This window comes from Rosenbergiella metrosideri (assembly GCF_022602565.1).
GTDB lineage: Bacteria > Pseudomonadota > Gammaproteobacteria > Enterobacterales > Enterobacteriaceae > Rosenbergiella > Rosenbergiella metrosideri.
Genome location: NZ_JALBCV010000021.1, coordinates 1 through 21,646, shown reverse-complemented (window position 1 = coordinate 21,646; position 21,646 = coordinate 1). Strand labels below are relative to the sequence as shown.

The following is a 21,646-nucleotide window of genomic DNA, read 5'->3' as shown; positions in this document are numbered from 1 at the left end:
GGATGAGCGGCGTGCACCAAGATAATGCACCGCACTCTTATGGTGCCCCATTAACGTTGTTCAAGCTCTTCGAGATGCTGATAGCTTTCCGCTATTTTATGAATACGTTGCCGTCCAGTCTCTAACGTCGAATGCAGCAGTGAATTTGCCATCAATGTTACAAAGCTCATCGCCGCACTGTAACAATCGAAAGCAGAAACGCTTTCCAGTGGCGTCGCAAATTGCCAAGTGGCTAATCCTTGGATACTTAACGCCTGCGGCTCGGAAAGGGTTATTACTGGCACTTGTTGACGTTGTAACTGCTGGAGTAATTTTTTTATCACCGCTGGCCGACGTCTAAAAGCAATCACTACCACCACATCGTGCGGGCCATAGTCCACCAGCTCTTCAGAAAGTGTCTGCCCAGGTGTCGGAAAGAGGCTGACTTGTGCTCTGGCTTGAATCAATTGCGCACGCAGATGTAACGCAACCGGATAGGCATTTCGGTACCCAATGATCCCCACTTGCCGAGCCTGATTAAGGGCCTGTATGGCCGACGAAAATTCTTGTGTGTTGAGAAGCGTTGTCCAATGGAGCAGGTTTGCCATCTCTTGTTTATAGTGCCTGGCGAGCAAGGTATCGCCGTGCACTATATCTCTCGGTTCCGTTAATGGCATACCGCTTTGTCGTAAAAGACGCAGCTCCTCGTACATATCCTTATATTTCTCGTAACCAAGCCGTTTAAATAACCGGCTCACCGTCGCTTTAGACACGCCGCTGACCCGTGCAAGCTCCGCACTGTTATAGCTGATCAAATCATCAAAATGATCGACAATAAAATCCGCCACACGCTTTTCTTGTGGCGTCAGGCTCTCATAATGGCTTGCCAATCGCTGATTTAAAGGCGTCATCTTCACTCCTGTAACAAACATTTCACTGTATTAAGCAGGATTTAGACCACTCTGAAATTTTTTTTTCATCTCGGTACAAAATTTGCTTGGTCAATCTCTTTGCCCTACGTGGATAGACAATAATGATTCAAAGCAATTTAGCGCCAAATGGTATGGCGGTCACCCCCCATCACTTGGCGAGCAGCAGTGCTTTAGCGATTTTACGCCAAGGAGGCAATGCCATTGAAGCCATGGTTGCTGCTGCCGCAACAATTGCGGTCGTTTACCCTCATATGAATGGATTAGGGGGTGATGGGTTTTGGTTAATCGTCCCCCCCGAGGGCGAGCCCATTGCGATTGATGCAAGTGGTGCAGCAGGATCCTTAGCCACTCTCCAGCGCTATCATCCTCAAACGACCATTCCTTTCCGGGGTCCACAGGCAGCGTTAACCGTCGCCGGAACAGTCAGTGGTTGGCAACTTGCGTTAGACTACGCCGCACAGCACTTTGCACAGCCTCTGCCATTGACCACATTACTTGCTGATGCGATTCATTATGCTGAATCCGGTATCCCTGTTACCGCCTCACAGGCCGAAGCGACAAAGAGCAAAGCGGGTGAGCTGGCTCACTTACCTGGATTTAGCGATATTTATCTGCCGGAAAAACGTGCACCATTGGCGGGGGAGTGTTTACGTCAGCCTGATTTAGCGCATAGCTTAACATTGCTCGCCAATGAGGGATTAGACAGCTTTTATCGCGGAACACTCGGCAAAAAAATCGCCGCGGGGATGGCCGAGATAGGGATGCCGATCACCGAACAAGATCTTATTGACCATCAGGCAAAGTTTAAAAGCCCGCTCAGTGTAAAACACTCCCGCGGGACACTTTATAACCTCGCACCGCCCACACAAGGCCTCGTTTCACTAGCCATTCTCGGAATTCTTGATCGCTTCAACCTCGAACAGTGTGATGAAATTGAGACTATCCATCGCATCGTGGAAGCGACGAAGTTGGCGTTTACCCTTCGTGATGAGCACCTCACAGATCCCAAAGAGATCACCCTTGATCTACAACAACTGCTTAACACCTCGCATTTGGATACGTTAAGCCAGCAATTGAATACCGAACAGGCGGCACCTTGGGGCGAACCTCTGCTCCCGGGTGATACCGTATGGATGGGGGTCACCGATAAAATGGGGTATTCGGTCTCCTTTATTCAAAGTATTTACCATGAATTTGGCAGCGGTGTGGTCATTCCCGATACAGGTATTCTGTGGCAAAACCGGGGTGCAGCCTTTAGCTTAGAAATTGGTCATCCTCGCTGCCTCGCCCCGAGAAAGTACCCTTTCCACACGCTAAACCCAGCAGCCGCTAAATTGGAGGATGGCCGAACCTTAGTGTATGGCTCAATGGGGGGGGATGGGCAACCCCAAACGCAAGCGACACTCTTTACGCGTTACGTGCAACAGCAGTATCCACTGCAAGAAGCCATTAGTGCCCCTCGCTGGTTACTGGGTAGAACATGGGGTAATGCCTCTGATTCATTGAAACTCGAGTCGCGCTTCAGCGAGGCGACCTATCAAGGACTTAAGGCACTAGGTCACCGTACCGAAAGACTCGAGGCTTGGAGCGAAGCCACTGGTCATGCTGGCGCAATTGTCCGCCATCCTAATGGACTGGTAGAAGGCGCTAGCGATCCTCGCAGTAACGGCAGTGCTGCCGGTTATTAAGGAACAATAATGAATAAAACAATTGATTGGCCGAGTTATATTACCCAAATGAGCCTGCTGCTCGATATACAACTCGATGCATCGCGCCGAGATGAACTGGCTCTACAACTCGCCCGTATTGCCGATATTGCCGCGCCATTGATGGCTTATCCACTCGATGATCGTCAAGAAGTTGGAGGCGTCTGGAAACTATGAATCTCGCCTCCTTAACGATTAAAGCGCTGCATCAACGTTGGGCATCCAAGCAACTCAGCGCGGTGGAAATCACCGAGCATTATCTCTCTGCGATCGCCACCGCGAACCCCGAATTGAATGCTTGGACGACCCTTACCGCTTCAAGGGCACGACAACAGGCTATAAGCTTGGATAAACAGCGTGATGCGGGTAACCTGTGTGGGCCGCTCGCCGCGATTCCTTATGCTGTTAAAAACCTGTTCGATGTTAAGGATGAAGTGACCCTCGCAGGAGCTGAGCTTTTCAGCCAACGTCAGGCGGCTCTTGAAGATGCTTGGGCGATTCAACAGCTTAATCGGTCAGGAGCGATCCTTACCGGTATGCTTAATATGGATGCTTACGCCTATGGTTTTACCACCGAGAATAGTCATTATGGTGCATGCCGTAATCCTCTCGATATGACGCGTATCGCGGGGGGATCTTCGGGCGGTTCTGCCGCCGCGGTTGCGGCAGGCTTAGCACATTTCTCGCTGGGAACAGATACCAACGGATCGATTCGCGTCCCCGCCTCACTATGTGGCGTATTCGGCCTTAAGCCGACCTTTGGACGCCTCTCGCGACGCGGCAGCCATCCATTCGTCGCCAGTCTCGATCATATTGGCCCGTTGGCCCGCCATGTCGAGGATCTGGCGCTGGTCTATGATCAATTACAAGGGCATGATCCCAGCGATCGCTTTCAATCCGATCATCCAGTAAACCTAGTTTCGACACAGCTCGGACAACAAAAAAAGACGTTAAAAGTTGCAGTGCTAGGCGGGTATTTTACACAGTGGGCAGACGATCAAGCCCGATCCGTTACGACGAAAGTTGCTCAGGCGTTAGGGGCTGATCATGAAGTCGAACTGGTCGATGCCGAGTTAGCACGTTCCGCGGCCTTCTTACTTACCGCGAGTGAGGGAGGTAGCCATTATTTAAACGCACTACGTGAAATGCCAGAGCGCTTCGAAGCCAATTCCCGAGAACGCTTATTGGCGGGATGCATGCTTCCCGCCAGCTGGCCTATGCAAGCCCAGCGCTTTCGTGAACATTTTACCCGACAGGTGTTGGCACTGTTTGAGAAGTTCGATCTGTTAATCGCGCCAGCAACGCCTTGTGCGGCGACAGTGATTGGGCAACAATCGATCGAGATCCAAGGAAAAACCTTACCGACAAAAGCCAGTATGGGGATGCTCGCGCAACCTATCTCTTTTGTTGGACTACCGGTATGTACTGCGCCAGTGCGTACGGATAACGGTTTATCGATTGGTGTTCAGCTTATCGCTGCCCCCTATCAAGAAGCGACGACTTTGGAAGCCGCGTGGCGCTTAGAGCAAAACAACGTGACGTTACAACAACTCTTTTAGGAATTATCGATGGCCGATATAACAATTAACCTTCCTCATGTCCTTGCAGAAGTCGAACACCACTTCAAGCGCTACGAAATCGCCTTAACTACTAATGATACTGGGGTATTGGACGAGCTTTTTTGGCATAGCCCCTATACGGTTAGGCTCGGCGCAGGCGAGAATCTCTATGGTATCGAAGAAATTCAGGCTTTTCGCGCAAGCCGCCCTACCGCTAATTTGGACCGCAGCCTAAGAAATACCGTTATCACGACCTACGGCGAAGAGATGGCGGTGTGTAGCACGGAATTCACCCGTGAAAACACCAGCAAAATAGGCCGCCAGCAACAAACCTGGATAAAGTTTCCCCAAGGTTGGCGAATCGTCGCGGCCCACGTCAGTGTGATGAGTTAAGGAATAAGGCTCCCCTCATTCCTCTTAATTATCAGGGTGCTGGGTGATGAGTAACCCAGTGCTCTGCTATTTGCTGGCGCGTACAGATCCACACATCGGGAAATTGTTGGAGATGATCAAGAAATCGTTGTAACGCGCGGAACTTACCCGGTCGTCCTAATAATCGACAATGCATCCCGATCGATAACATTTTCGGTGATGTCCCGCCTTCTTGGTAAAGAACGTCGAAACTATCTCGCAAATAGGTATAGAACTGCTCAGCGGTATTAAATCCTTGTGGCGTTGCAAAACGCATATCGTTACATTCCAGCGTGTAGGGGATCACTAAATGAGAGTGCTTTTGTCCATCTCGAGTAGTCACCGGCATCCAGAAAGGCAGATCATCGCCATAATAGTCGCTGTCATACAGATAGTCGCCTCGCTCGACTAATAACTGGCGTGTAGCGGGACTATCTCTACCTGTGTACCAGCCCACTGGCGGTTTGCCAAACAATTCAGTAAGGACTGCTGTTGCTTTTTGCATGTGCTCAGCTTCTTGCTCTGGGGACATGCCTTGATAATGAATCCAGCGCCAGCCATGACTGACCACATCATAGTCTGCCTCACGAATGGCTTGAACAATTTCAGGGTGACGGGCGAGAGCCATGGCAACACCAAATACGGTTAAGGGGAGCCCACGGCGTTGAAACTCTTGATGTATTCGCCAAAATCCGGCACGAGAACCGTATTCATACAGGGAGTCCATCGACATATGACGGTCAGGATAGCTCGCAGCGCCGATAATATCGGACAAGAACTGTTCGGAGCCGGCATCACCATGGTCAACGTGATTCTCTGCCCCCTCTTCATAATTGAGGACGAATTGCACAGCAACACGTGCATTACCGGGCCACTCAACTTTCGGCGGTTTGCCCGCGTAGCCAATCAAATCTCGCGGATACTCTGCTGCAAGAAGTTCTTTGATAATCTCACTACCCTTCATCTACAATACTCCATGAATCAAAACGATATCGTGAAACAATTATTGCAAAGCCTGTGCCAACTTCGGCTCGGTGAAACAAAAGTTACGATATTCTTTCCGATTGTCTTATGAAAAAAGGCCTCATCATGACTATTACACTTCGTCCTTTAGAACGTGAAGATCTTCGCTTTGTTCATCAACTGGATAATAACGCTACCGTGATGCGCTATTGGTTTGAGGAGCCTTATGAAGCCTTTGTTGAGCTTTCCGATCTCTACGATAAACATATTCATGATCAAAGCGAACGTCGTTTTGTGGTCGAGTACGAAGGTGAAAAAGCCGGTCTAGTGGAGCTAGTAGAAATTAACCATATTCACCGGCGGGCAGAATTCCAAATTATCATCGCCCCTGATCATCAGGGGAAAGGGTTAGCCAATAAAGCAACACGTGCCGCGATGGAATACGGATTTTCGGTATTGAATCTCTATAAGCTGTATTTAATTGTTGATAAAGAAAACGAAAAAGCAATCCATATTTATTCGAAATTAGGCTTTGAAACAGAAGGAATTCTAAAGCAGGAGTTCTTTATTAATGGCACATACCGTGACACCTTAAGAATGTGTATTTTCCAGCCTCAATATTTGGCAAAATTTCACAGCGGTAATGACAATCAGTCGTTATTACCGCCCACAGCTCAGTAGCGATATAATGCGGTACCGCTAGGTTCACAAGGTTTGTCTAGCCAAACATGCTGCATAAGTAACGTTCTAAGGCGATTCGCGAACTAAAACCATGAGGAATTCCATAATGCTCTTGATTATCACTGGCAAGATAGAGCGGAAATTCCTTATAGTGATCGCAGGTTTTTAAATCGGATGTCGGCTCTGCAAAATTCTGACTACGCTCTTTGAGAGTAGGATGGATGACTAAAGCCGTTCTTCCCAAGCGAGCTTCACGATTCACATAAACATAGTGGTCGGCGCGGCGATAACCATAGGTTTTCGGGGTTACCACGTCGACTTCAAATCCCGCTTTTTCTAATACCTTAGCCACTTCATTCGGTCGTAAATACATGTAAAAACTCCTTAATTTTTTATCAGTGAACTTTATCCTAGCCCAACAAGCTTGTAGTTCAGATCATTCGGAATTTTCTCTAAGATTATACAAATATCAAAAGCTGTCTATAATTATTAACACGAATTCACATCTTGGAGAATATAATGGCTAAGAAATTACAACAATATGATTTACCAGAAGATAATGCCGACGTTCGAGAACTGGCTGATACTCTAGAAGCCCTTTTAAATTCTTACGGTGATGATGCCAAAGAAGGAATTGATGAAGCACGCAGTAACGCAGAGCGCCTGCTCAAGAAAACACGTGCTACCTTCAATGAAGGTAAGAAATCACTCCGAGAAAACTTATGTGACTCTGGCTGTCAAGCGACGCAATGGGTTCAAGATAACCCTGCGTCAGCTTTAGGCGTCACCGCGGCAGTAGGTTTCGTATTCGGTCTATTATTGTCACGTAAATAGCACACTAGTATCTTGAATACACCACAATAAACCAGCGCGCAGCCGCTGGTTTTTTTTGTGTTCTTTCGCCAAAAATCCCCTCTTTCACCGCCCATTTACTTAGCGTGATCATTATTAGTCATACATATTTGATTAAATTTATTTATTGAAACAATTTCCCCTAACCGCTTGTCACGCTTGAGAAAATTCTTAGATCAATGCATATGTATGCAAATAAAATTGCATAAAAAGGTTGTTAACGCATTTAAGTATGATAGGTTTAATTATCTAACTACAAGGGAATAATTCATAACTCAATGATAAAATAAATAATATCAGGAAATTACTGTAAAGATGACAATAAAACTTCAAGTCAAGAATTTGCATAAAATTTTTGGGGGCAACCCTGAGCGCGCCTATAAGTTGCTCGAACAAGGTTACGACAAAGAAAGCATACTTGATAAAACTGGCTTATCAGTCGGTGTCAATAATGTCGACCTTACGATTCACGAAGGCGAGATATTTGTGATCATGGGATTATCAGGTTCCGGTAAATCGACATTGGTCAGGCTACTTAACCGTTTGATTACCCCTAGCCGCGGCCAAGTACTGATCGACGGCCAAGATATCGCCCAGGTCTCTGACAAAACGCTGCGCGAGATACGGCGAACAAAAATCAGCATGGTCTTCCAATCCTTTGCTCTGATGCCTCATATGACAGTACTCGACAATACCGCATTTGGTATGACCTTGGCTGGCGTTGAAAAATCACAGCGACTGAGTAAAGCATTAGAAGCCCTTCGCCAAGTTGGTTTAGAAAAATATGCCTCCTCTTGGCCTGATCAGCTCTCTGGAGGAATGAGGCAGCGTGTCGGTTTAGCCAGAGCGCTCGCTAACGATCCCGATATTCTCCTGATGGACGAAGCCTTTTCAGCCCTTGACCCGCTCATTCGTACAGAGATGCAAGATGAGCTGGTCAAACTGCAATCAAAACAGCAACGTACGATAGTCTTTATCTCACACGACTTGGATGAGGCGATGCGTATCGGGGATCGTATCGCCATTATGCAAAACGGTCAGGTCGTTCAGGTGGGCACCCCTGATGAGATCCTCAATCAGCCGGCTAATGACTATGTAGAAACCTTCTTCCGAGGGGTCGATATTAGCCAGGTCTTCAGTGCGAAAGATATTGTGAAACCCGCCACTGGCTCGATTATTCACCGAGTCACTGGTTTAGGACCAAAATCAGCATTGAAGTTACTGACCGATCAAGACCGCGATTATGGCTATGTCCTGAATAAACAGCACTATGCTGGCATAGTGACCGCCGAAAGCCTCCAGCGTGCGGCTAAAGAAAATCTGCCGTTAGAACAGGCTTATCTCTCTCATCTCTCACCTGTCGAAGCGTCGACCTCCTTAAGCGATCTCTTTACGCCGGTGGCGGATGCACCCTGTGCCCTGCCAGTGGTCGATGAGACGCAGCAATTCTTAGGAATAATTTCAAAAAGTACGCTATTAAAAGCTTTAAATCGCGAGGCCGGTAACCTATGACCACGACAACTAACGACCCTTGGAGCACAAGTTCCGATACCACAACCAGCGCTGATCCGTGGGGCGGGACAACCAACAGCACGACACCTTCGTCTACACCCGATCAAAGCGATTGGTTAAATAGCGCACCAGTGGAGCATCACAGTTTCTCGTTAAGTGATCCGTTTCACTCAACACTCATCCCACTCGATCACTGGGTGACAGTGGGGATCAATGGCCTTGTCGAACATTGCCGTCCGCTATTTCAAGGAATACGGATACCTATCGACTATATTTTAAGTAGCTTTCAGCAGTTACTCACTCATATCCCCGCCCCCGCGGCGATTATCCTCTTTGCTTGCCTGGCATGGCAGGTAACCACCGCGCGTATGGGAATCGGCACGTTTGTCGCACTGATTTTTATTGGCTGCATTGGTGTCTGGAACGATGCAATGATTACCCTAGCATTAGTCCTCACCTCGCTATTCTTCTGTGTGCTGATAGGACTTCCGCTGGGTATTGTTTTAGCACGCAGTGATCGTGCCGCAAAAGTGGTACGACCTTTATTAGATGCGATGCAGACAACGCCTGCTTTTGTCTATTTGGTCCCAATTGTGATGCTATTCGGCATCGGTAATGTGCCGGGTGTGGTGGTCACCATTATTTTTGCTGTACCGCCAATCATCCGCCTGACGATCCTCGGAATTAAGCAAGTGCCTGAGGATCTGATCGAGGCGAGCCAATCTTTTGGCGCTAGTCCGTGGCAAATGTTATGTAAGGTTCAGCTTCCCATCGCGATGCCTTCTATCATGGCAGGTATCAACCAAACGCTTATGTTGGCACTGTCCATGGTCGTCATCGCCTCAATGATCGCGGTCGGCGGGTTAGGCCAAATGGTTTTACGGGGTATTGGTCGTCTGGATATGGGACAGGCCTCTATCGGTGGGGTCGGTATCGTTATTCTCGCTATTATCCTCGATCGGTTAACACAATCCTTCGGCGTTGATAAACGCCATCAGCGCCACCAGCGTTGGTATCAAACTGGACCTATCGGTCTGCTCACAACTCCTTTTCGTCGCACCACTCACCATTGAGAACTGACTATGCGTAAATTACTCATTACTTCTGCAGCCCTGACTCTACTAACCAGTATTGGCGCTCAAGCTAGCGATCTTCCTGGACAAGGTCAGACGGTTAAACCTATTCAAAGCACGATTACCGAGGAAACTTTCCAAACCTTATTGGTTAGTCGGGCATTGGAAAAATTAGGCTACCAAGTCTCTGCGCCCGAAGAAGTCGATTACAACGTAGGCTATACCTCGATTGCTAAAGGGGATGCGACCTTCATGGCCGTGAACTGGCAGCCTTTACAAGAGAATATGTTCGATGCTGCAGGCGGTAATACAGCGTTTTATCGGCAAGGGCATTATGTCACTGGCGCAGCACAAGGCTATTTGATCGATAAGAAGACTGCTGAGCAATATCACATCACGAATATCGAGCAGTTAAAAGATCCTAAACTCGCAAAACTCTTTGATAGCAATGGTGATGGTCGTGCCGACCTGACAGGCTGCACACCCGGCTGGGGATGCGACACTGTGATTGCCTATCAAATGAAGGCCTATCAGCTTGAGCAAACGGTCTCTAATAATCAAGGGAACTATGCGGCGATGATGGCTGATACCATCACTCGATTCAAACAAGGGAAGCCTATCCTCTATTATACTTGGACACCTTTCTGGGTCAGCGATGTACTCAAGCCAGGTAAAGATGTTGTTTGGTTAGAAGTGCCTTTCTCTGCTGATCCACAGAAGACCAATACCGCATTACCTAATGGTAAAAATTATGGTTTCCAGGTCAACAACATCAATATCATCGCGAATAAACAGTGGGCCGAGAAAAATCCCGCTGCTGCTAAACTTTTCGCAGAGATGAAGTTACCGTTAGCCGATATCAATGCAGAGAATGCTGCCATGCGTGCCGGCCAAAGTTCTGAAGCCGATATTAATCGTCATGTTGATGGATGGATAAAGAGTCACCAAGCCTTGTTTGATCACTGGATCACCAGCGCTCTACACTAATGCCTCATCTTATCAAGGGCCCGTCGTGGCCCTTACTATTATGCATCTTTTGCCCAACGCTTTTGCACTAACTCGTTCATACTATCGCACTCTATAACACGACTAGATAATTAGCATTAAAGTAGTCATCTTGGTTATTTTATCGCTGGTAATCAGTTTCAATCTATGACAACGTTAACGGTTAGGTAATTACCCTTCGTCTGCGCATTGCGGTAACGAGTCGTTAGTACATAGCTGTAAAATGAGGTGTGACTTGGACAGTTCTTTCGAACCAATTGAGAAAATGTTATCTAATCTGTCGCTTCGCCACGACAATTATCCTGTACGTGTGGTGTTGTTAACACGTCTACATATGCATATTCAAACCAAGCTTCTTGAAAATCGTAATAAAATGCTCAAAGATCGTGGGCTTAACGACACCATCTTTAATGCATTATTGACTTTAGATGCTTGCCAAAACCAAAGTATCCAACCTTCGGAATTAAGCTCCGCATTAGGCTCTTCGCGTACCAATGCAACACGCGTTGCTGATGAACTCCAAAAACGTGGTTGGGTTGAACGCCGTGAAAGCGATAATGACCGCCGCTGCCTAAATCTCCACCTTACTGATGCTGGCTATGAGTTTCTTTGCGAGATACTTCCCCCTCAATACGACAGTTTCCAAGAAATATGGGGGATTCTTTCCTCAGAAGAGCAAAACCAATTGGAATCTATCTACCGTAAACTACTCAATCATTTAGATACTTTTTCGCATAATTCTCCACCGAGTTCCGAATAAGAATAAAAACTGATTAACACTTTCGATTGATACACTTCACTGAGCTGGAGTGTTTTTTATTTGTAGTCTTTATAGCAGGATGAAGTTATGACTTCCGTTGAAAAAACACTTTCAGCAACTGGCACCCCCTCAAGAAAAAAACGTAAACCTCTTTTAATGCTACTTCTGGCCGCCTGTGTTGTTATCGCAATTGCCTACGCTCTATATTGGTTTTTAGTATTGAGCCACCAGCAGGATACTGACGATGCTTACGTTGCCGGAAATCAGATACAAATATCCCCTCAGGTGTCAGGTAGCGTGAGTAAAGTATGGTTTGATAATACCGACTTGGTACATAAGGGCGATATCCTTGTCTCATTAGATAAAACCGATGCAAATCAAGCTCTGAATAAAGCTGAAACCGCATTAGCCAGCAGTGTGCGACAAGTGCATCAATTAATGATTAATACTCGTCAATATCAAGCAAATATTGAGTTAAAGCGTACTGCACTCGCTCAGGCTGAAGCTGATTTGGCGCGTCGTGAACCTCTCGCCCAACGCCAATTGATTGGTCGAGAAGAGTTACAACATGCTCGTGATACCGCTGCCAGCGCTAAAGCCTCCCTCGACGTTGCGATTCAGCAACTCAATGCGAATCAGGCCATGCTACTGAATACGCCTTTAGATCAGCAGCCAGTCATCCAGCAAAGTGCTGCCGCACTCAGAGATGCTTGGCTGGCGCTCCAACGTACCGATATTCGTAGTCCTATCGACGGCTACATCTCCCGTCGTAGTGTACAAGTCGGCGCACAAATCACGCCAAGTAGCGCGCTGATGGTAGTCGTACCCAGTCAAGAATTATGGGTAGATGCCAACTTTAAAGAGACACAACTTGCAGAGGTACGCATTGGTCAGCCAGTCACCGTGACAGCCGATATCTATGGTGATGCAGTCACCTATCATGGCAAAGTAGTTGGTTTGGATATGGGAACAGGCAGTGCCTTCTCTCTACTTCCCGCGCAGAATGCCAGCGGTAACTGGATTAAAGTGGTACAACGCTTACCTGTACGCATTTCCTTAGACCCGCAAGATCTCCAGCAACATCCTCTACGTATCGGACTCTCGACTCAGGTAACCATCGATGTCAGTAATACCTCCGGTCAGGCACTGGCCACGGTGATGCGTAAATCTCCTGCTTATGAGAGTGATGCATTAACCTTACAGTTACAGCAGGCCGATCACCTTATTCAGCGAATCATTGCCGCTAATGCAGGGTAACCGCCATGGCGCCTAACGAGAGAAAGCCTTTAGAACACGCACAACTGGTATTGATGACGATTGCGTTATCGCTGGCGACCTTTATGCAAGTTCTTGACTCAACCATCGCGAATGTCGCGATACCGACGATAGCAGGCGACTTGGGGGCATCAAACACTCAAGGGACTTGGGTTATCACCTCTTTCGGTGTCGCGAATGCGATCTCAATTCCGCTGACTGGATGGCTGGCTCGCCGTTTTGGCGAGGTAAAGCTATTCGTTGCGTCGACGGCGGCATTTGCTATCGCTTCTTGGGCTTGTGGTATGTCAAATACCCTAACCATGCTGATCGTTTTCCGGGTCATACAAGGTGTGGTAGCAGGTCCATTAATTCCTTTATCCCAGAGCTTATTACTCAACAATTTCCCACCAGCAAAACGAAGTATGGCCATGTCGTTATGGGCAATGACCGTCATTGTGGCACCGATTTGTGGCCCGATTTTAGGCGGCTGGATCAGCGATAATTACCATTGGGGCTGGATATTTTTCATCAACGTTCCAATAGGTATCGTCGTGGTAGCACTCGCCCTGAAAACGCTCGGTAAGCGCGAGACATCAACTCGTAAGCAGCCGATCGATATTGTCGGATTAGTTATGTTGACCTTAGGGATTGGCTGTTTACAAGTAATGCTGGATCGCGGTAAAGAGCTGGACTGGTTTAGTTCTACGGAGATCATCACCCTAACGGTAGTGGCTGTCATCGCTCTGCTGATTTTGATTATCTGGGAGCTTACCGATGAACATCCCATCATTGATCTGTCGTTATTTAAATCGCGGAATTTCTCTATTGGCTGTGGTTCAATTAGCTTAGCCTACATGCTCTATTTCGGGACCATCGTGCTGCTGCCCCAACTCCTGCAAGAGGTCTTTGGTTATACCGCGACTTGGGCGGGCTTGGCTTCTGCGCCAGTCGGGATACTCCCGGTTATACTCTCGCCGATCATTGGCCGTTTTGCGCCACGCATCGATATGCGCTATCTCGTGACGTTTAGCTTTATTATGTACGCGATTTGTTTCTATTGGCGCGCCTATACCTTTGAACCTGGAATGACTTTTGCTGATGCCGCCTGGCCACAATTTATCCAAGGTTTTGCGGTAGCCTGTTTCTTTATGCCTTTAACAACCATTACCTTGTCAGGCCTGTCGTCAGATCGGATTGCGGCAGCCTCTGGACTGTCAAATTTTATTCGAACACTCGGGGGATCGATAGGTACCTCTATTACTACCACGCTATGGACCAATAGAGAGGCAATGCATCATAGCCAACTAACCGAATCGGTCACGGCTTATAATCCTAATGCTCAACAAAGCTATCAGCAGTTGGAGTCCTTAGGGATGAGTCACCAGCAAGCCTCAAGCTATATTGCTCAGCAAATTACTGACCAAGGATTGATCATTTCCGCCAATGAGATTTTCTGGGCGGCTGGCGGAATATTCGTCATGCTATTAGTCGTCATTTGGTTCGCCAAACCGCCTTTCCATTCTGGCGGCGGTGGCGGCGGCGCTCACTAAAAAAAAGCGCCTTCCGGCGCTTTTATTATGCTTTCTGTTGGCGCCACCACTCGCCTAACAAAATGCCGGCGGCAACTGACACATTTAAACTTTCAATATTTCCGGTACCACCAATAGAGAGACTAATATCTCCTTGACGTAAGGTATTCTCATTTAACCCTTCCCCTTCTTGCCCTAAAACAAAAACAGTTTTTGCCGGGAACGTCGTGGAGGCTAGAGGTTGCCCTTCATGACTAGAGGTCGTGACAATGCTATAGCCAGCACGACGAAAGGCATCGAGACCTTGTAAAAAGGATGGTGCCGTTACGGCACGTACGTGCTCAGCGCCACCTTCTGCTGTTCTCACAGCCGCACCAGATTCAAGTAAGTTAGCATCATTGACTAAAATTGCCTTTGCCCCGAAGTGGGCACAACTGCGCATGATAGCACCGAGGTTATGTGGGTTACCTACATTCTCTAACGCCACGACACAGTCTTGTTCTGCTGCTTGTGATAACCATGCCGCAACATCGAGTCCTGTTTGTTTCTTAATGATGAAGCATACGCCACCATGATGCTCTGTGCCTGCGGCTTTAGCCAACTCGCTATCGTCGACCACATGATAAGCCTTACGGTTTGCCGCTAACCAACGCAAGGTTTCACGAAAACGAGGAGTGATACTCTGCACGAACCAAGCTCTCACAATAGCTTCAGGCCGACTTTGAAAGAGAGCCTGACAGGCGTTTTCGCCGTATACACGCGTCTCTTCTTGGCGCTGACGACGGAGCTGTTCCGGATCGATATAACTTTTAGCCGTCAAACCCTCTTCTTCGCCTGATACTTGGGCGGACGCTGTCTGTTCTGTAGGACGTTTAGAGACGGTACGCCATGGCGAATCATTACGATGAGAGGAGGAGTCATTACGGCGTGAAGAGGCCTCATCACGGCGAGAAGATGACGATGAACGACGATCTGTCGGGGCCTTGCGGTCTGCTGAGCGACCACCTTTACCCGTCCGTGGGTTGCCGCTGCTGCGCGAAGAGGACGCCTCTTCACCGCGCACATACATTACTTTCACTTTACTGCTTTTACTTTTATTTTCGTCGTTCATCACATTCTCCTGTTACTGAGCGCGCAGATTACCTGATGTCTACGCGCTTAGCTATCTTCTTTATCGGTGAAGTAACGATCACTCTACCAGAAATAGCGCTCACGCATAGCATCCCCCGCTTAACTCCATTAAACTGTATTTTTTATCCAGTATCGATCCGTTATGACTCATTGTAATGCCGTATTACAACTCCGTGCTCAACGTTTAGCTACCGCGACACGTCCATTCCTTGCGCGCGGTAATCGTGTAAGCCGTTGCCAACGTTGCCTCTTACCGCAACGTAATTGTCTGTGTTCTACAATACAACCGCAGGTTGCTCGCAGCCGCTTTTGCCTGATGATGTACGATACAGAACCGATGAAGCCCAGTAATACGGGAAGGCTGATCGCCGATATTCTGCCAGAAACCTTGGCTTATCAATGGTCGAGAACCGCTTTTGACGATAAAGATTTTCTTGAAAATATCGCGCCTAATTATCAACCCATGGTGGTATTTCCTGCCAGTTATGCGCAAGCCGACAGAACTGTGTTACATCATCCTCCTCTTGAGGGTAAGCCACCTCTTTTTATCCTGTTGGATGGTACCTGGAGTGAGGCTCGAAAAATGTTTCGTAAAAGCCCATGGTTAGCGAACTTTCCGGTGATCTCGGTCGATGTGTTAACGCCCAGCCAATATACGTTACGTGAGGCACATAGCGATGCGCACCACTGCACCGCTGAAATTGCCGTTGCGCTACTGGACCAAGCCGGTGATGCAGCCGCCGCCCAACAGTTATCTCAACATTTTACCTTGTTTCGTGAACGCTATTTAGCCGGTAAACCCCATCACCCTATCCATTCACGACAACCTTAGCGATTATAAAGGCCACCGCTAACGGAGGAGCCATGAGTCAACTCGGATTAGAAGCATTACTGAAGCCCAAATCCATTGCAGTAATTGGCGCATCACAAAAAGTAGGCCGGGCAGGCCACCTTATGATGAAAAACCTCTTAGCCGGTGGCTTCTCGGGGGCTATCTTACCGGTTAATCCCAACTACTCCGCCGTCTGTGGCGTTATGGCCTATCCAAGTATTGCCGCGCTTCCAGTCGTGCCCGACTTAGCCATTCTCTGCACCCATGCTCGGCATCTCGCACAACTCCTTGACGAATTGGGGAAAAAGGGCTGTCGGAGCTGTATTATCCTATCGGCCTCGCAAGAACACTTCTCTGCGCTAGTCGCTCAGGCCTCTCGCTGGAATATGCGAGTATTAGGGCCGAATAGCTTAGGCTTAATTGCTCCCCATCAGGGACTGAATGCAAGCTTTTCCCCTGTACCGGTTGCCCGAGGAAACGTTGCCTTTATCGCGCAATCGACTGCCGTCGCGAATACCATTCTTGATTGGGCACAACAGCGAAAAATAGGCTTCTCATGGTTTATTGCCTTGGGGAATGGCATAGATATCGACAGTGACGACTTACTTGATTTCTTAGCCCGAGATACTAAAACGCACGCTATTTTAATCGCCCTAGAACATTTGAACGATGCACGTCGTTTCGTCTCTGCGGCGCGCAGTGCATCGCGTAATAAACCTATCGTCATGTTCAAAAGTGGCCGCAGCCGTGCAGCTCGTCTATTAGTGGGCAGCGAAGAGACCTTCGATGGAACTTGGGATGCCGCAATTCAACGTGCAGGCATGCTGCGGGTTTATGACTCTCACGAGTTATTCTCGGCGGTTGAATCCTTAAGCCATATGCGGCACTTCAACGGTGAGTCGCTATTTATTGTCAGTAATGGCGTTGCCCCGGCAGCTTTGGCCTTAGATGTGCTGGAAGAACGCCAAGGGACCCTGCTTCAGCTCAGTCCCGCAACGGCACAACGTTTACGCGAACGGTTACCCGATAATATCCCTGTCACCAATCCTCTTGATTTAAAAGATGATGCGACAACTCAACTCTATCTTGACGTTACCGCGATATTACTCGATAGCCCAGAGGCCGAGGCAATTATGGTGATCCATGCGCCGAGTGCGGTCTCCCCTGCAACGGAGTGTGCTGATCAATTAGCCAAGCTTTACACTCAACATCCGCGCGCTAAATATAAAACGTTATTAACCAATTGGTGCGGGGAGTACTCTTCGCAAGGCGCTCGAACTCTCTTTTCGCAAGCAAGGATCCCTACTTGGCGGACCCCCGAGGGAACGGTCACCGCGTTTATGCACCGAGTAGCCTATCATCGTAACCAAAAACAACTGAGAGAAACTCCCGCAAGGCTAGCGGTACAACCCTTAGGACGCACTGATGTCCGCGAATATTTACAACAACAGGTTGCGAGTGGCTTATCTTGGATACAGGGTGCAAACTTTGCTCGTGTATTAGCCGGCTACGGTTTCTTGCAAGCAGAACAGGTTATAGCGGGTGTTCAGGAACCAGACCGACAACGGATACGGATCGTGGTACAACATGACCCTCTCTTCGGTCCAATCATTTTAGTGGGTGAGCCCAGCGAGATGTGGCATGAGGATAGGCAGGCAGTAACATCATTGTTACCCTTGAATATGGCGTTAGCGAATCACCTTATCGCCCAAGGCATTCATCAACGAAAAATATTTCGCCGTTGGGCAGTTCAATCAGAGGCGATCTATCAACTGAGCCAGATCCTCGTTCAGCTTTCTGATCTCATCATCGATTGCCCGGAAATTAATACCTGTCAGCTCGACCTCTTCGTGGCTAAATGGACGCCATTACTATTAATTGATGGCAAGCTCTCCTTACAGACGTTTCAAGGAGATAGCGAAGATCGACTTGCTATAAGACCTTACCCTCAAAAATATGAGCAGTGGGTAAGTCTAAAAGATGGTCGAAAGGCCTTGTTTCGCCCGATTCTGCCTGAAGATGAACCCCAATTGTTAGCATTTATTGGACAAGTGACGAAAGAAGATCTTTATTACCGCTATTTCAGTGAGATCAATGAATTCACCCATGACGATTTGGCGAATATGACGCAGATTGATTACGATCGAGAAATGGCATTTGTCGCGGTGATTCAAGAGGACGGTATCGAGACGATTATCGGTGTAACGCGGGCCATCTCTGACAGTGATAATATTGATGCCGAATTTTCAATTTTAGTACGTTCCGACCTAAAGCGCTTAGGGCTTGGTAGAATGTTATTGGAAAAGATGGTCAATTACACGCGGGATCATGGTTTACAACAGATAAATGGTATTACCATGCCGAATAACACGGGAATGATCGCTCTGGCTAAACAACTTGGCTTTAACTGCAAAAATAGCGTGGAGGACGGTATTGTTACCTTACGTCTAGCGTTAGAATCGTTTAGAGAAAATAGCCATAGTTAGCCCTTTTGATGCTATAGTGTCGAGTTAAGGTTCCCGAGTCTTATCCTGTTTTTCGATTCCTAATAGAAGAAGCGTAATGCGATGTTGCCAAAAAATAAAATGAATTCTCACCAGCGATACCTTGCAGAACTACCAAAATTACCGCAATCAATCTCTGATTTTTCATTTTTGTACTCTGCGGCAGAGTTTCATCATACGCTTTTGAAAAAAATAGCTCAGGCTCAATTCAGAATCTGTTTGGTCGCGCTCTATCTAGAAAACGATGAAGCAGGTCAGTCGATTATGGCTGCGCTCTACCAAGCGAAACAAAATAACCCTCAGCTAGATATCAGTATTTGTGTCGATTGGCATAGAGCACAACGCGGCCGTATCGGTGCAGCGCGGGGTGAAACGAATGCTGATTGGTATTGCAAATTGGCTGAACAGGCAGGTGAACTGGCAATCCCTGTCTATGGCATTCCGGTTAATACACGTGAAGCTTTAGGCGTACTGCATCTTAAGGGATTTATCTTCGATGATACGGTGATCTATAGCGGCGCCAGCATCAATAACGTCTATCTTCAGCAGCAAGAACGTTATCGATACGATCGCTACCAAATCATGAAGAACCCTGCCCTAGCGAACATCATGTTCGATTGGATTAGCATCAATCTTAAGCAATCCGATGCCGTGCACCGATTAGATCTTAAAGATCGTCCAACCAGTCTTGAGATCAAGAATGAAACCAAGATTTTCCGTCAAGAATTAAGAACCTTTAATTACGAGCTAGAAGATTTAGCTGACGAACAACAACTGACGGTCACACCGCTAGCGGGTTTAGGCAAGCGTAGCCTTCTCAATCAAACTATTTTTCATTTAATGCCTGCGACCGAAGAGAAATTGGTCATTTGTACGCCTTACTTCAACCTACCTGCTATTTTGGTTAGACATATCATTCGTCTGCTCCGTCAAGGCAAAGAGGTTGAGATTATTGTCGGAGATAAAACGGCAAACGATTTTTACATCCCACCGGAAGAGCCCTTTAAAGTCATTGGTGCACTACCTTATCTTTACGAGATCAACTTACGACGTTTTGCGAGCCGACTGCAATATTATCTCGATGATGAAAAGCTCACGATCCGGTTATGGAAAGATGGTACGAATAGCTACCATCTAAAAGGTATTTGGGTGGATGAGGAGTGGATGCTGCTTACCGGTAATAATTTAAACCCTAGGGCTTGGCGCTTAGATCTTGAGAATGCAATATTAGTGCACGACCCTCATCATCAGTTGGCCGAACAAAAGCGCAAAGAACTCTCCTTAATCAGAGAGCACACCACGATCCTACGCCAATTTCATGATTTAGAGAGTATCGCGGATTACCCGAATCGAATCCGTAAACTGATTCGTCGTTTACGTCGGATTAGAATCGATAAACTGATCAGCCGGATACTATAACTGCCATCTGCCAGCCATGCTGGCAGATCCCCTGTTAACTACAGTCTTTCGACCGTTTTTTTGTTCGGTAAACTCATACTGATAACTAACACGACAATCGCCATTATTGTGACATACCAAAAGAAGCTAGATTCCATTCCTTTTTGCTTTAAACCTAATGCAACAAATTCAGCTGACCCTCCGAATATTGCGTTACCTATAGCATAAGGTAGCCCCACACCGAGTGCACGAAGTTGAGGTGGGAACAGCTCTGCTTTTAATAGTCCACTGACTGCCGTATAGAAACTACAGATGACTAATGCAACAAATATCAGTAAGAAAATAACGACTAGACTGGAGACTGAGGTTAGATAAACCATGATAGGTACAGTGAATAACATTAGGCCGACAGCAAAGATGATGACTGAAGCTTTACGCCCTATTTTATCTGATAGCGCTCCTGCAATGGGTTGAAGCACCATAAATATCAATAAAGCCCCCGTCATAAGCAAGCTACTGACTTTGGCATCTAACCCCACACTGTTAATCAGATATTTTTGCATATAAGTCGTAAAAGTATAGAAACTTAAGGATCCCCCTGCGGTGATGCCAATAACTTTAATAAACGGCCGCCAATGATGACGGAGGAGGTAAACTAAGCTTCCAGCATTTTTATCAATACGCTGCGTTTCATCACTGGTTTCATGTAACGACTTTCTCAGCCATAGGGCAATAATAGACAACGCAGCACCTATTAGGAACGGGATACGCCATCCCCAAGCACTTAAGCTCTCATTATCGATAAGCTGCTGTAAAATAACGACAGTAAGAACCGCCATCAATTGTCCACCAATCAATGTGACATATTGAAAAGAGGCATAAAACCCTTTTCTTCCTTCCGTCGCGACCTCACTCATATAGGTAGCACTCGCACCGTACTCTCCGCCCACAGAGAGCCCTTGCAACATTCTCACAATCAATAGAAGGATCGGTGCGAATAAGCCAATTTGGTTATATCCGGGTAAAAAGGCAATCACCAACGATCCAAAACACATGATATACACTGATATTAGCATCGATTGTTTACGGCCAAACCGATCACCAATAAATCCAAACAACCATCCACCAATGGGCCTCATCAGAAACCCTGCGGCGAAGACCCCTGCTGTTTGCAGTAACTGAGTTGTTGCATCACCTTGAGGAAAGAAAATATGTGCAAAATAAATAGAGAAAAAGGAATAAACATAAAAGTCGAACCATTCGACTAAATTGCCTGATGAAGCACCTACAATAGCTTTAATTCTTTGGATATCACTTAATGTATTTGTTGGCGATATCACCCTTTCTCTGGTCATAGCGAGACCCTCTATTTATTAGACTTTTATTTGCGTGACTAATCAGAATAAGAGGTTGAAAAACAAAGTAAAGTATTGTTTTCACTAGATTGAGAAATAATCGATGATTATTTATTGCAGAGTGTCTTTTAACGCAAAAAGGCCATCCGTGAGGATGGCCTTTTCGACTTATTGGATGCCTGGCAGTTCCCTACTCTCGCATGGGGA

The 21,646-nt window shown here is 47.1% G+C and carries 20 protein-coding genes; 15 read left to right on the top strand and 5 right to left on the bottom strand.

Annotated elements, in window-relative coordinates:
• Positions 1-50: 50 nt before the first annotated feature.
• Positions 51-890, bottom strand: a complete 840-nt coding sequence (locus tag MKR94_RS15180) for a MurR/RpiR family transcriptional regulator (protein ID WP_241647705.1) — start codon at positions 888-890, stop codon at positions 51-53.
• Between the two features lie 122 nt (positions 891-1,012).
• On the opposite strand from MKR94_RS15180, the gene MKR94_RS15175 reads away from it, so the two are divergent.
• The 4 genes from MKR94_RS15175 to hpxZ are packed head-to-tail and all read left to right on the top strand — an operon-like array spanning position 1,013 to position 4,569.
• Complete coding sequence (locus MKR94_RS15175; protein ID WP_241647704.1) at positions 1,013-2,599, top strand: gamma-glutamyltransferase family protein; 1,587 nt, start codon at positions 1,013-1,015, stop codon at positions 2,597-2,599.
• 9 nt (positions 2,600-2,608) lie between these two features.
• The gene (gene hpxX / locus MKR94_RS15170; RefSeq protein WP_241647703.1) at positions 2,609-2,794 is read left to right on the top strand and encodes an oxalurate catabolism protein HpxX; all 186 of its coding nucleotides are present in this window, start codon (positions 2,609-2,611) and stop codon (positions 2,792-2,794) included.
• Positions 2,791-4,176, top strand: a complete 1,386-nt coding sequence (locus MKR94_RS15165) for an AtzE family amidohydrolase (protein ID WP_241647702.1) — start codon at positions 2,791-2,793, stop codon at positions 4,174-4,176. Before hpxX ends, MKR94_RS15165 begins: the two co-directional genes overlap by 4 nt.
• Before the next feature lie 9 nt (positions 4,177-4,185).
• A complete protein-coding gene (gene hpxZ / locus MKR94_RS15160; RefSeq protein ID WP_241647701.1) occupies positions 4,186-4,569 on the top strand; it encodes an oxalurate catabolism protein HpxZ in 384 nt (127 codons plus the stop codon).
• Positions 4,570-4,600: 31 nt separating this feature from the next.
• Here hpxZ and puuE read toward each other — a convergent pair whose 3' ends face one another.
• On the bottom strand, positions 4,601-5,551 hold the full coding sequence (gene puuE, locus MKR94_RS15155) for an allantoinase PuuE (protein WP_241647700.1): 951 nt from the start codon (positions 5,549-5,551) through the stop codon (positions 4,601-4,603).
• A gap of 125 nt (positions 5,552-5,676) precedes the next feature.
• Between puuE and speG the strand changes: the two genes are divergently transcribed.
• Entirely contained in the window at positions 5,677-6,231 is a 555-nt protein-coding gene (gene speG, locus MKR94_RS15150) for a spermidine N1-acetyltransferase (protein WP_241647699.1), read from the top strand.
• 37 nt (positions 6,232-6,268) lie between these two features.
• On the opposite strand, the gene MKR94_RS15145 is transcribed toward speG, so the two are convergent.
• Positions 6,269-6,604: a DUF2002 family protein gene (locus MKR94_RS15145; RefSeq protein ID WP_241647698.1), complete on the bottom strand. Its 336-nt coding sequence runs from the start codon at positions 6,602-6,604 to the stop codon at positions 6,269-6,271.
• Between the two features lie 146 nt (positions 6,605-6,750).
• Here MKR94_RS15145 and MKR94_RS15140 point away from each other — a divergent pair, with 146 nt between their 5' ends.
• The 7 genes from MKR94_RS15140 to emrB all read left to right on the top strand — a co-directional run bounded on the left by MKR94_RS15140 (position 6,751) and on the right by emrB (position 14,240).
• Complete coding sequence (locus MKR94_RS15140) at positions 6,751-7,065, top strand: ElaB/YgaM/YqjD family protein (RefSeq protein ID WP_241647697.1); 315 nt, start codon at positions 6,751-6,753, stop codon at positions 7,063-7,065.
• Positions 7,066-7,398: 333 nt separating this feature from the next.
• The gene (gene proV / locus MKR94_RS15135) at positions 7,399-8,595 is read left to right on the top strand and encodes a glycine betaine/L-proline ABC transporter ATP-binding protein ProV (protein ID WP_099825410.1); all 1,197 of its coding nucleotides are present in this window, start codon (positions 7,399-7,401) and stop codon (positions 8,593-8,595) included.
• Positions 8,592-9,668, top strand: coding sequence for a glycine betaine/L-proline ABC transporter permease ProW (gene proW, locus MKR94_RS15130; RefSeq protein WP_241647696.1), 1,077 nt, complete (start codon positions 8,592-8,594; stop codon positions 9,666-9,668). The genes proV and proW overlap by 4 nt, the downstream gene beginning before the upstream one ends.
• A 9-nt stretch (positions 9,669-9,677) precedes the next feature.
• Complete coding sequence (gene proX, locus MKR94_RS15125) at positions 9,678-10,655, top strand: glycine betaine/L-proline ABC transporter substrate-binding protein ProX (RefSeq protein WP_241647695.1); 978 nt, start codon at positions 9,678-9,680, stop codon at positions 10,653-10,655.
• 253 nt (positions 10,656-10,908) lie between these two features.
• Positions 10,909-11,433 (top strand): transcriptional repressor MprA, encoded by a 525-nt coding sequence (gene mprA, locus MKR94_RS15120; RefSeq protein WP_214218532.1) that lies wholly within the window; start codon positions 10,909-10,911, stop codon positions 11,431-11,433.
• An 87-nt stretch (positions 11,434-11,520) separates the two neighbouring features.
• Positions 11,521-12,690, top strand: coding sequence for a multidrug efflux MFS transporter periplasmic adaptor subunit EmrA (gene emrA, locus MKR94_RS15115; protein ID WP_241647694.1), 1,170 nt, complete (start codon positions 11,521-11,523; stop codon positions 12,688-12,690).
• 5 nt (positions 12,691-12,695) lie between these two features.
• Positions 12,696-14,240: a multidrug efflux MFS transporter permease subunit EmrB gene (gene emrB / locus MKR94_RS15110; RefSeq protein WP_241647693.1), complete on the top strand. Its 1,545-nt coding sequence runs from the start codon at positions 12,696-12,698 to the stop codon at positions 14,238-14,240.
• Positions 14,241-14,265: 25 nt separating this feature from the next.
• On the opposite strand, the gene MKR94_RS15105 is transcribed toward emrB, so the two are convergent.
• Positions 14,266-15,330 carry a tRNA/rRNA methyltransferase gene (locus MKR94_RS15105; RefSeq protein ID WP_241647692.1) on the bottom strand — a complete coding sequence of 355 codons (1,065 nt, stop codon included), beginning with the start codon at positions 15,328-15,330 and terminating at the stop codon, positions 14,266-14,268.
• Between the two features lie 162 nt (positions 15,331-15,492).
• Between MKR94_RS15105 and MKR94_RS15100 the strand changes: the two genes are divergently transcribed.
• The 3 genes from MKR94_RS15100 to pssA all read left to right on the top strand — a co-directional run bounded on the left by MKR94_RS15100 (position 15,493) and on the right by pssA (position 20,105).
• Positions 15,493-16,182, top strand: a complete 690-nt coding sequence (locus MKR94_RS15100) for a tRNA-uridine aminocarboxypropyltransferase (protein WP_241647691.1) — start codon at positions 15,493-15,495, stop codon at positions 16,180-16,182.
• A 32-nt stretch (positions 16,183-16,214) separates the two neighbouring features.
• The gene (locus MKR94_RS15095) at positions 16,215-18,668 is read left to right on the top strand and encodes a bifunctional acetate--CoA ligase family protein/GNAT family N-acetyltransferase (protein ID WP_241647690.1); all 2,454 of its coding nucleotides are present in this window, start codon (positions 16,215-16,217) and stop codon (positions 18,666-18,668) included.
• An 81-nt stretch (positions 18,669-18,749) separates the two neighbouring features.
• Positions 18,750-20,105: a CDP-diacylglycerol--serine O-phosphatidyltransferase gene (pssA, locus tag MKR94_RS15090; protein ID WP_241647689.1), complete on the top strand. Its 1,356-nt coding sequence runs from the start codon at positions 18,750-18,752 to the stop codon at positions 20,103-20,105.
• Positions 20,106-20,143: 38 nt separating this feature from the next.
• Here pssA and MKR94_RS15085 read toward each other — a convergent pair whose 3' ends face one another.
• Positions 20,144-21,439, bottom strand: a complete 1,296-nt coding sequence (locus tag MKR94_RS15085; protein ID WP_241647688.1) for an MFS family transporter — start codon at positions 21,437-21,439, stop codon at positions 20,144-20,146.
• Positions 21,440-21,646 lie beyond the last annotated feature (207 nt).

Bases quoted from the DNA above. Each gene is read 5' to 3' on its own strand.
- hpxX (WP_241647703.1), top strand. From the start codon at position 2,609: ATGAATAAAACAATTGATTGGCCGAGTTATATTACCCAAATGAGCCTG.
- MKR94_RS15140 (WP_241647697.1), top strand. From the start codon at position 6,751: ATGGCTAAGAAATTACAACAATATGATTTACCAGAAGATAATGCCGAC.
- MKR94_RS15095 (WP_241647690.1), top strand. From the start codon at position 16,215: ATGAGTCAACTCGGATTAGAAGCATTACTGAAGCCCAAATCCATTGCA.
- proV (WP_099825410.1), top strand. From the start codon at position 7,399: ATGACAATAAAACTTCAAGTCAAGAATTTGCATAAAATTTTTGGGGGC.
- MKR94_RS15145 (WP_241647698.1), bottom strand. From the start codon at position 6,604: ATGTATTTACGACCGAATGAAGTGGCTAAGGTATTAGAAAAAGCGGGA.
- emrB (WP_241647693.1), top strand. From the start codon at position 12,696: ATGGCGCCTAACGAGAGAAAGCCTTTAGAACACGCACAACTGGTATTG.
- MKR94_RS15085 (WP_241647688.1), bottom strand. From the start codon at position 21,439: ATGACCAGAGAAAGGGTGATATCGCCAACAAATACATTAAGTGATATC.
- hpxZ (WP_241647701.1), top strand. From the start codon at position 4,186: ATGGCCGATATAACAATTAACCTTCCTCATGTCCTTGCAGAAGTCGAA.
- proX (WP_241647695.1), top strand. From the start codon at position 9,678: ATGCGTAAATTACTCATTACTTCTGCAGCCCTGACTCTACTAACCAGT.
- emrA (WP_241647694.1), top strand. From the start codon at position 11,521: ATGACTTCCGTTGAAAAAACACTTTCAGCAACTGGCACCCCCTCAAGA.
- MKR94_RS15175 (WP_241647704.1), top strand. From the start codon at position 1,013: ATGATTCAAAGCAATTTAGCGCCAAATGGTATGGCGGTCACCCCCCAT.
- puuE (WP_241647700.1), bottom strand. From the start codon at position 5,551: ATGAAGGGTAGTGAGATTATCAAAGAACTTCTTGCAGCAGAGTATCCG.
- speG (WP_241647699.1), top strand. From the start codon at position 5,677: ATGACTATTACACTTCGTCCTTTAGAACGTGAAGATCTTCGCTTTGTT.
- pssA (WP_241647689.1), top strand. From the start codon at position 18,750: ATGTTGCCAAAAAATAAAATGAATTCTCACCAGCGATACCTTGCAGAA.
- MKR94_RS15100 (WP_241647691.1), top strand. From the start codon at position 15,493: ATGACTCATTGTAATGCCGTATTACAACTCCGTGCTCAACGTTTAGCT.
- MKR94_RS15180 (WP_241647705.1), bottom strand. From the start codon at position 890: ATGACGCCTTTAAATCAGCGATTGGCAAGCCATTATGAGAGCCTGACG.
- MKR94_RS15105 (WP_241647692.1), bottom strand. From the start codon at position 15,330: ATGAACGACGAAAATAAAAGTAAAAGCAGTAAAGTGAAAGTAATGTAT.
- MKR94_RS15165 (WP_241647702.1), top strand. From the start codon at position 2,791: ATGAATCTCGCCTCCTTAACGATTAAAGCGCTGCATCAACGTTGGGCA.
- proW (WP_241647696.1), top strand. From the start codon at position 8,592: ATGACCACGACAACTAACGACCCTTGGAGCACAAGTTCCGATACCACA.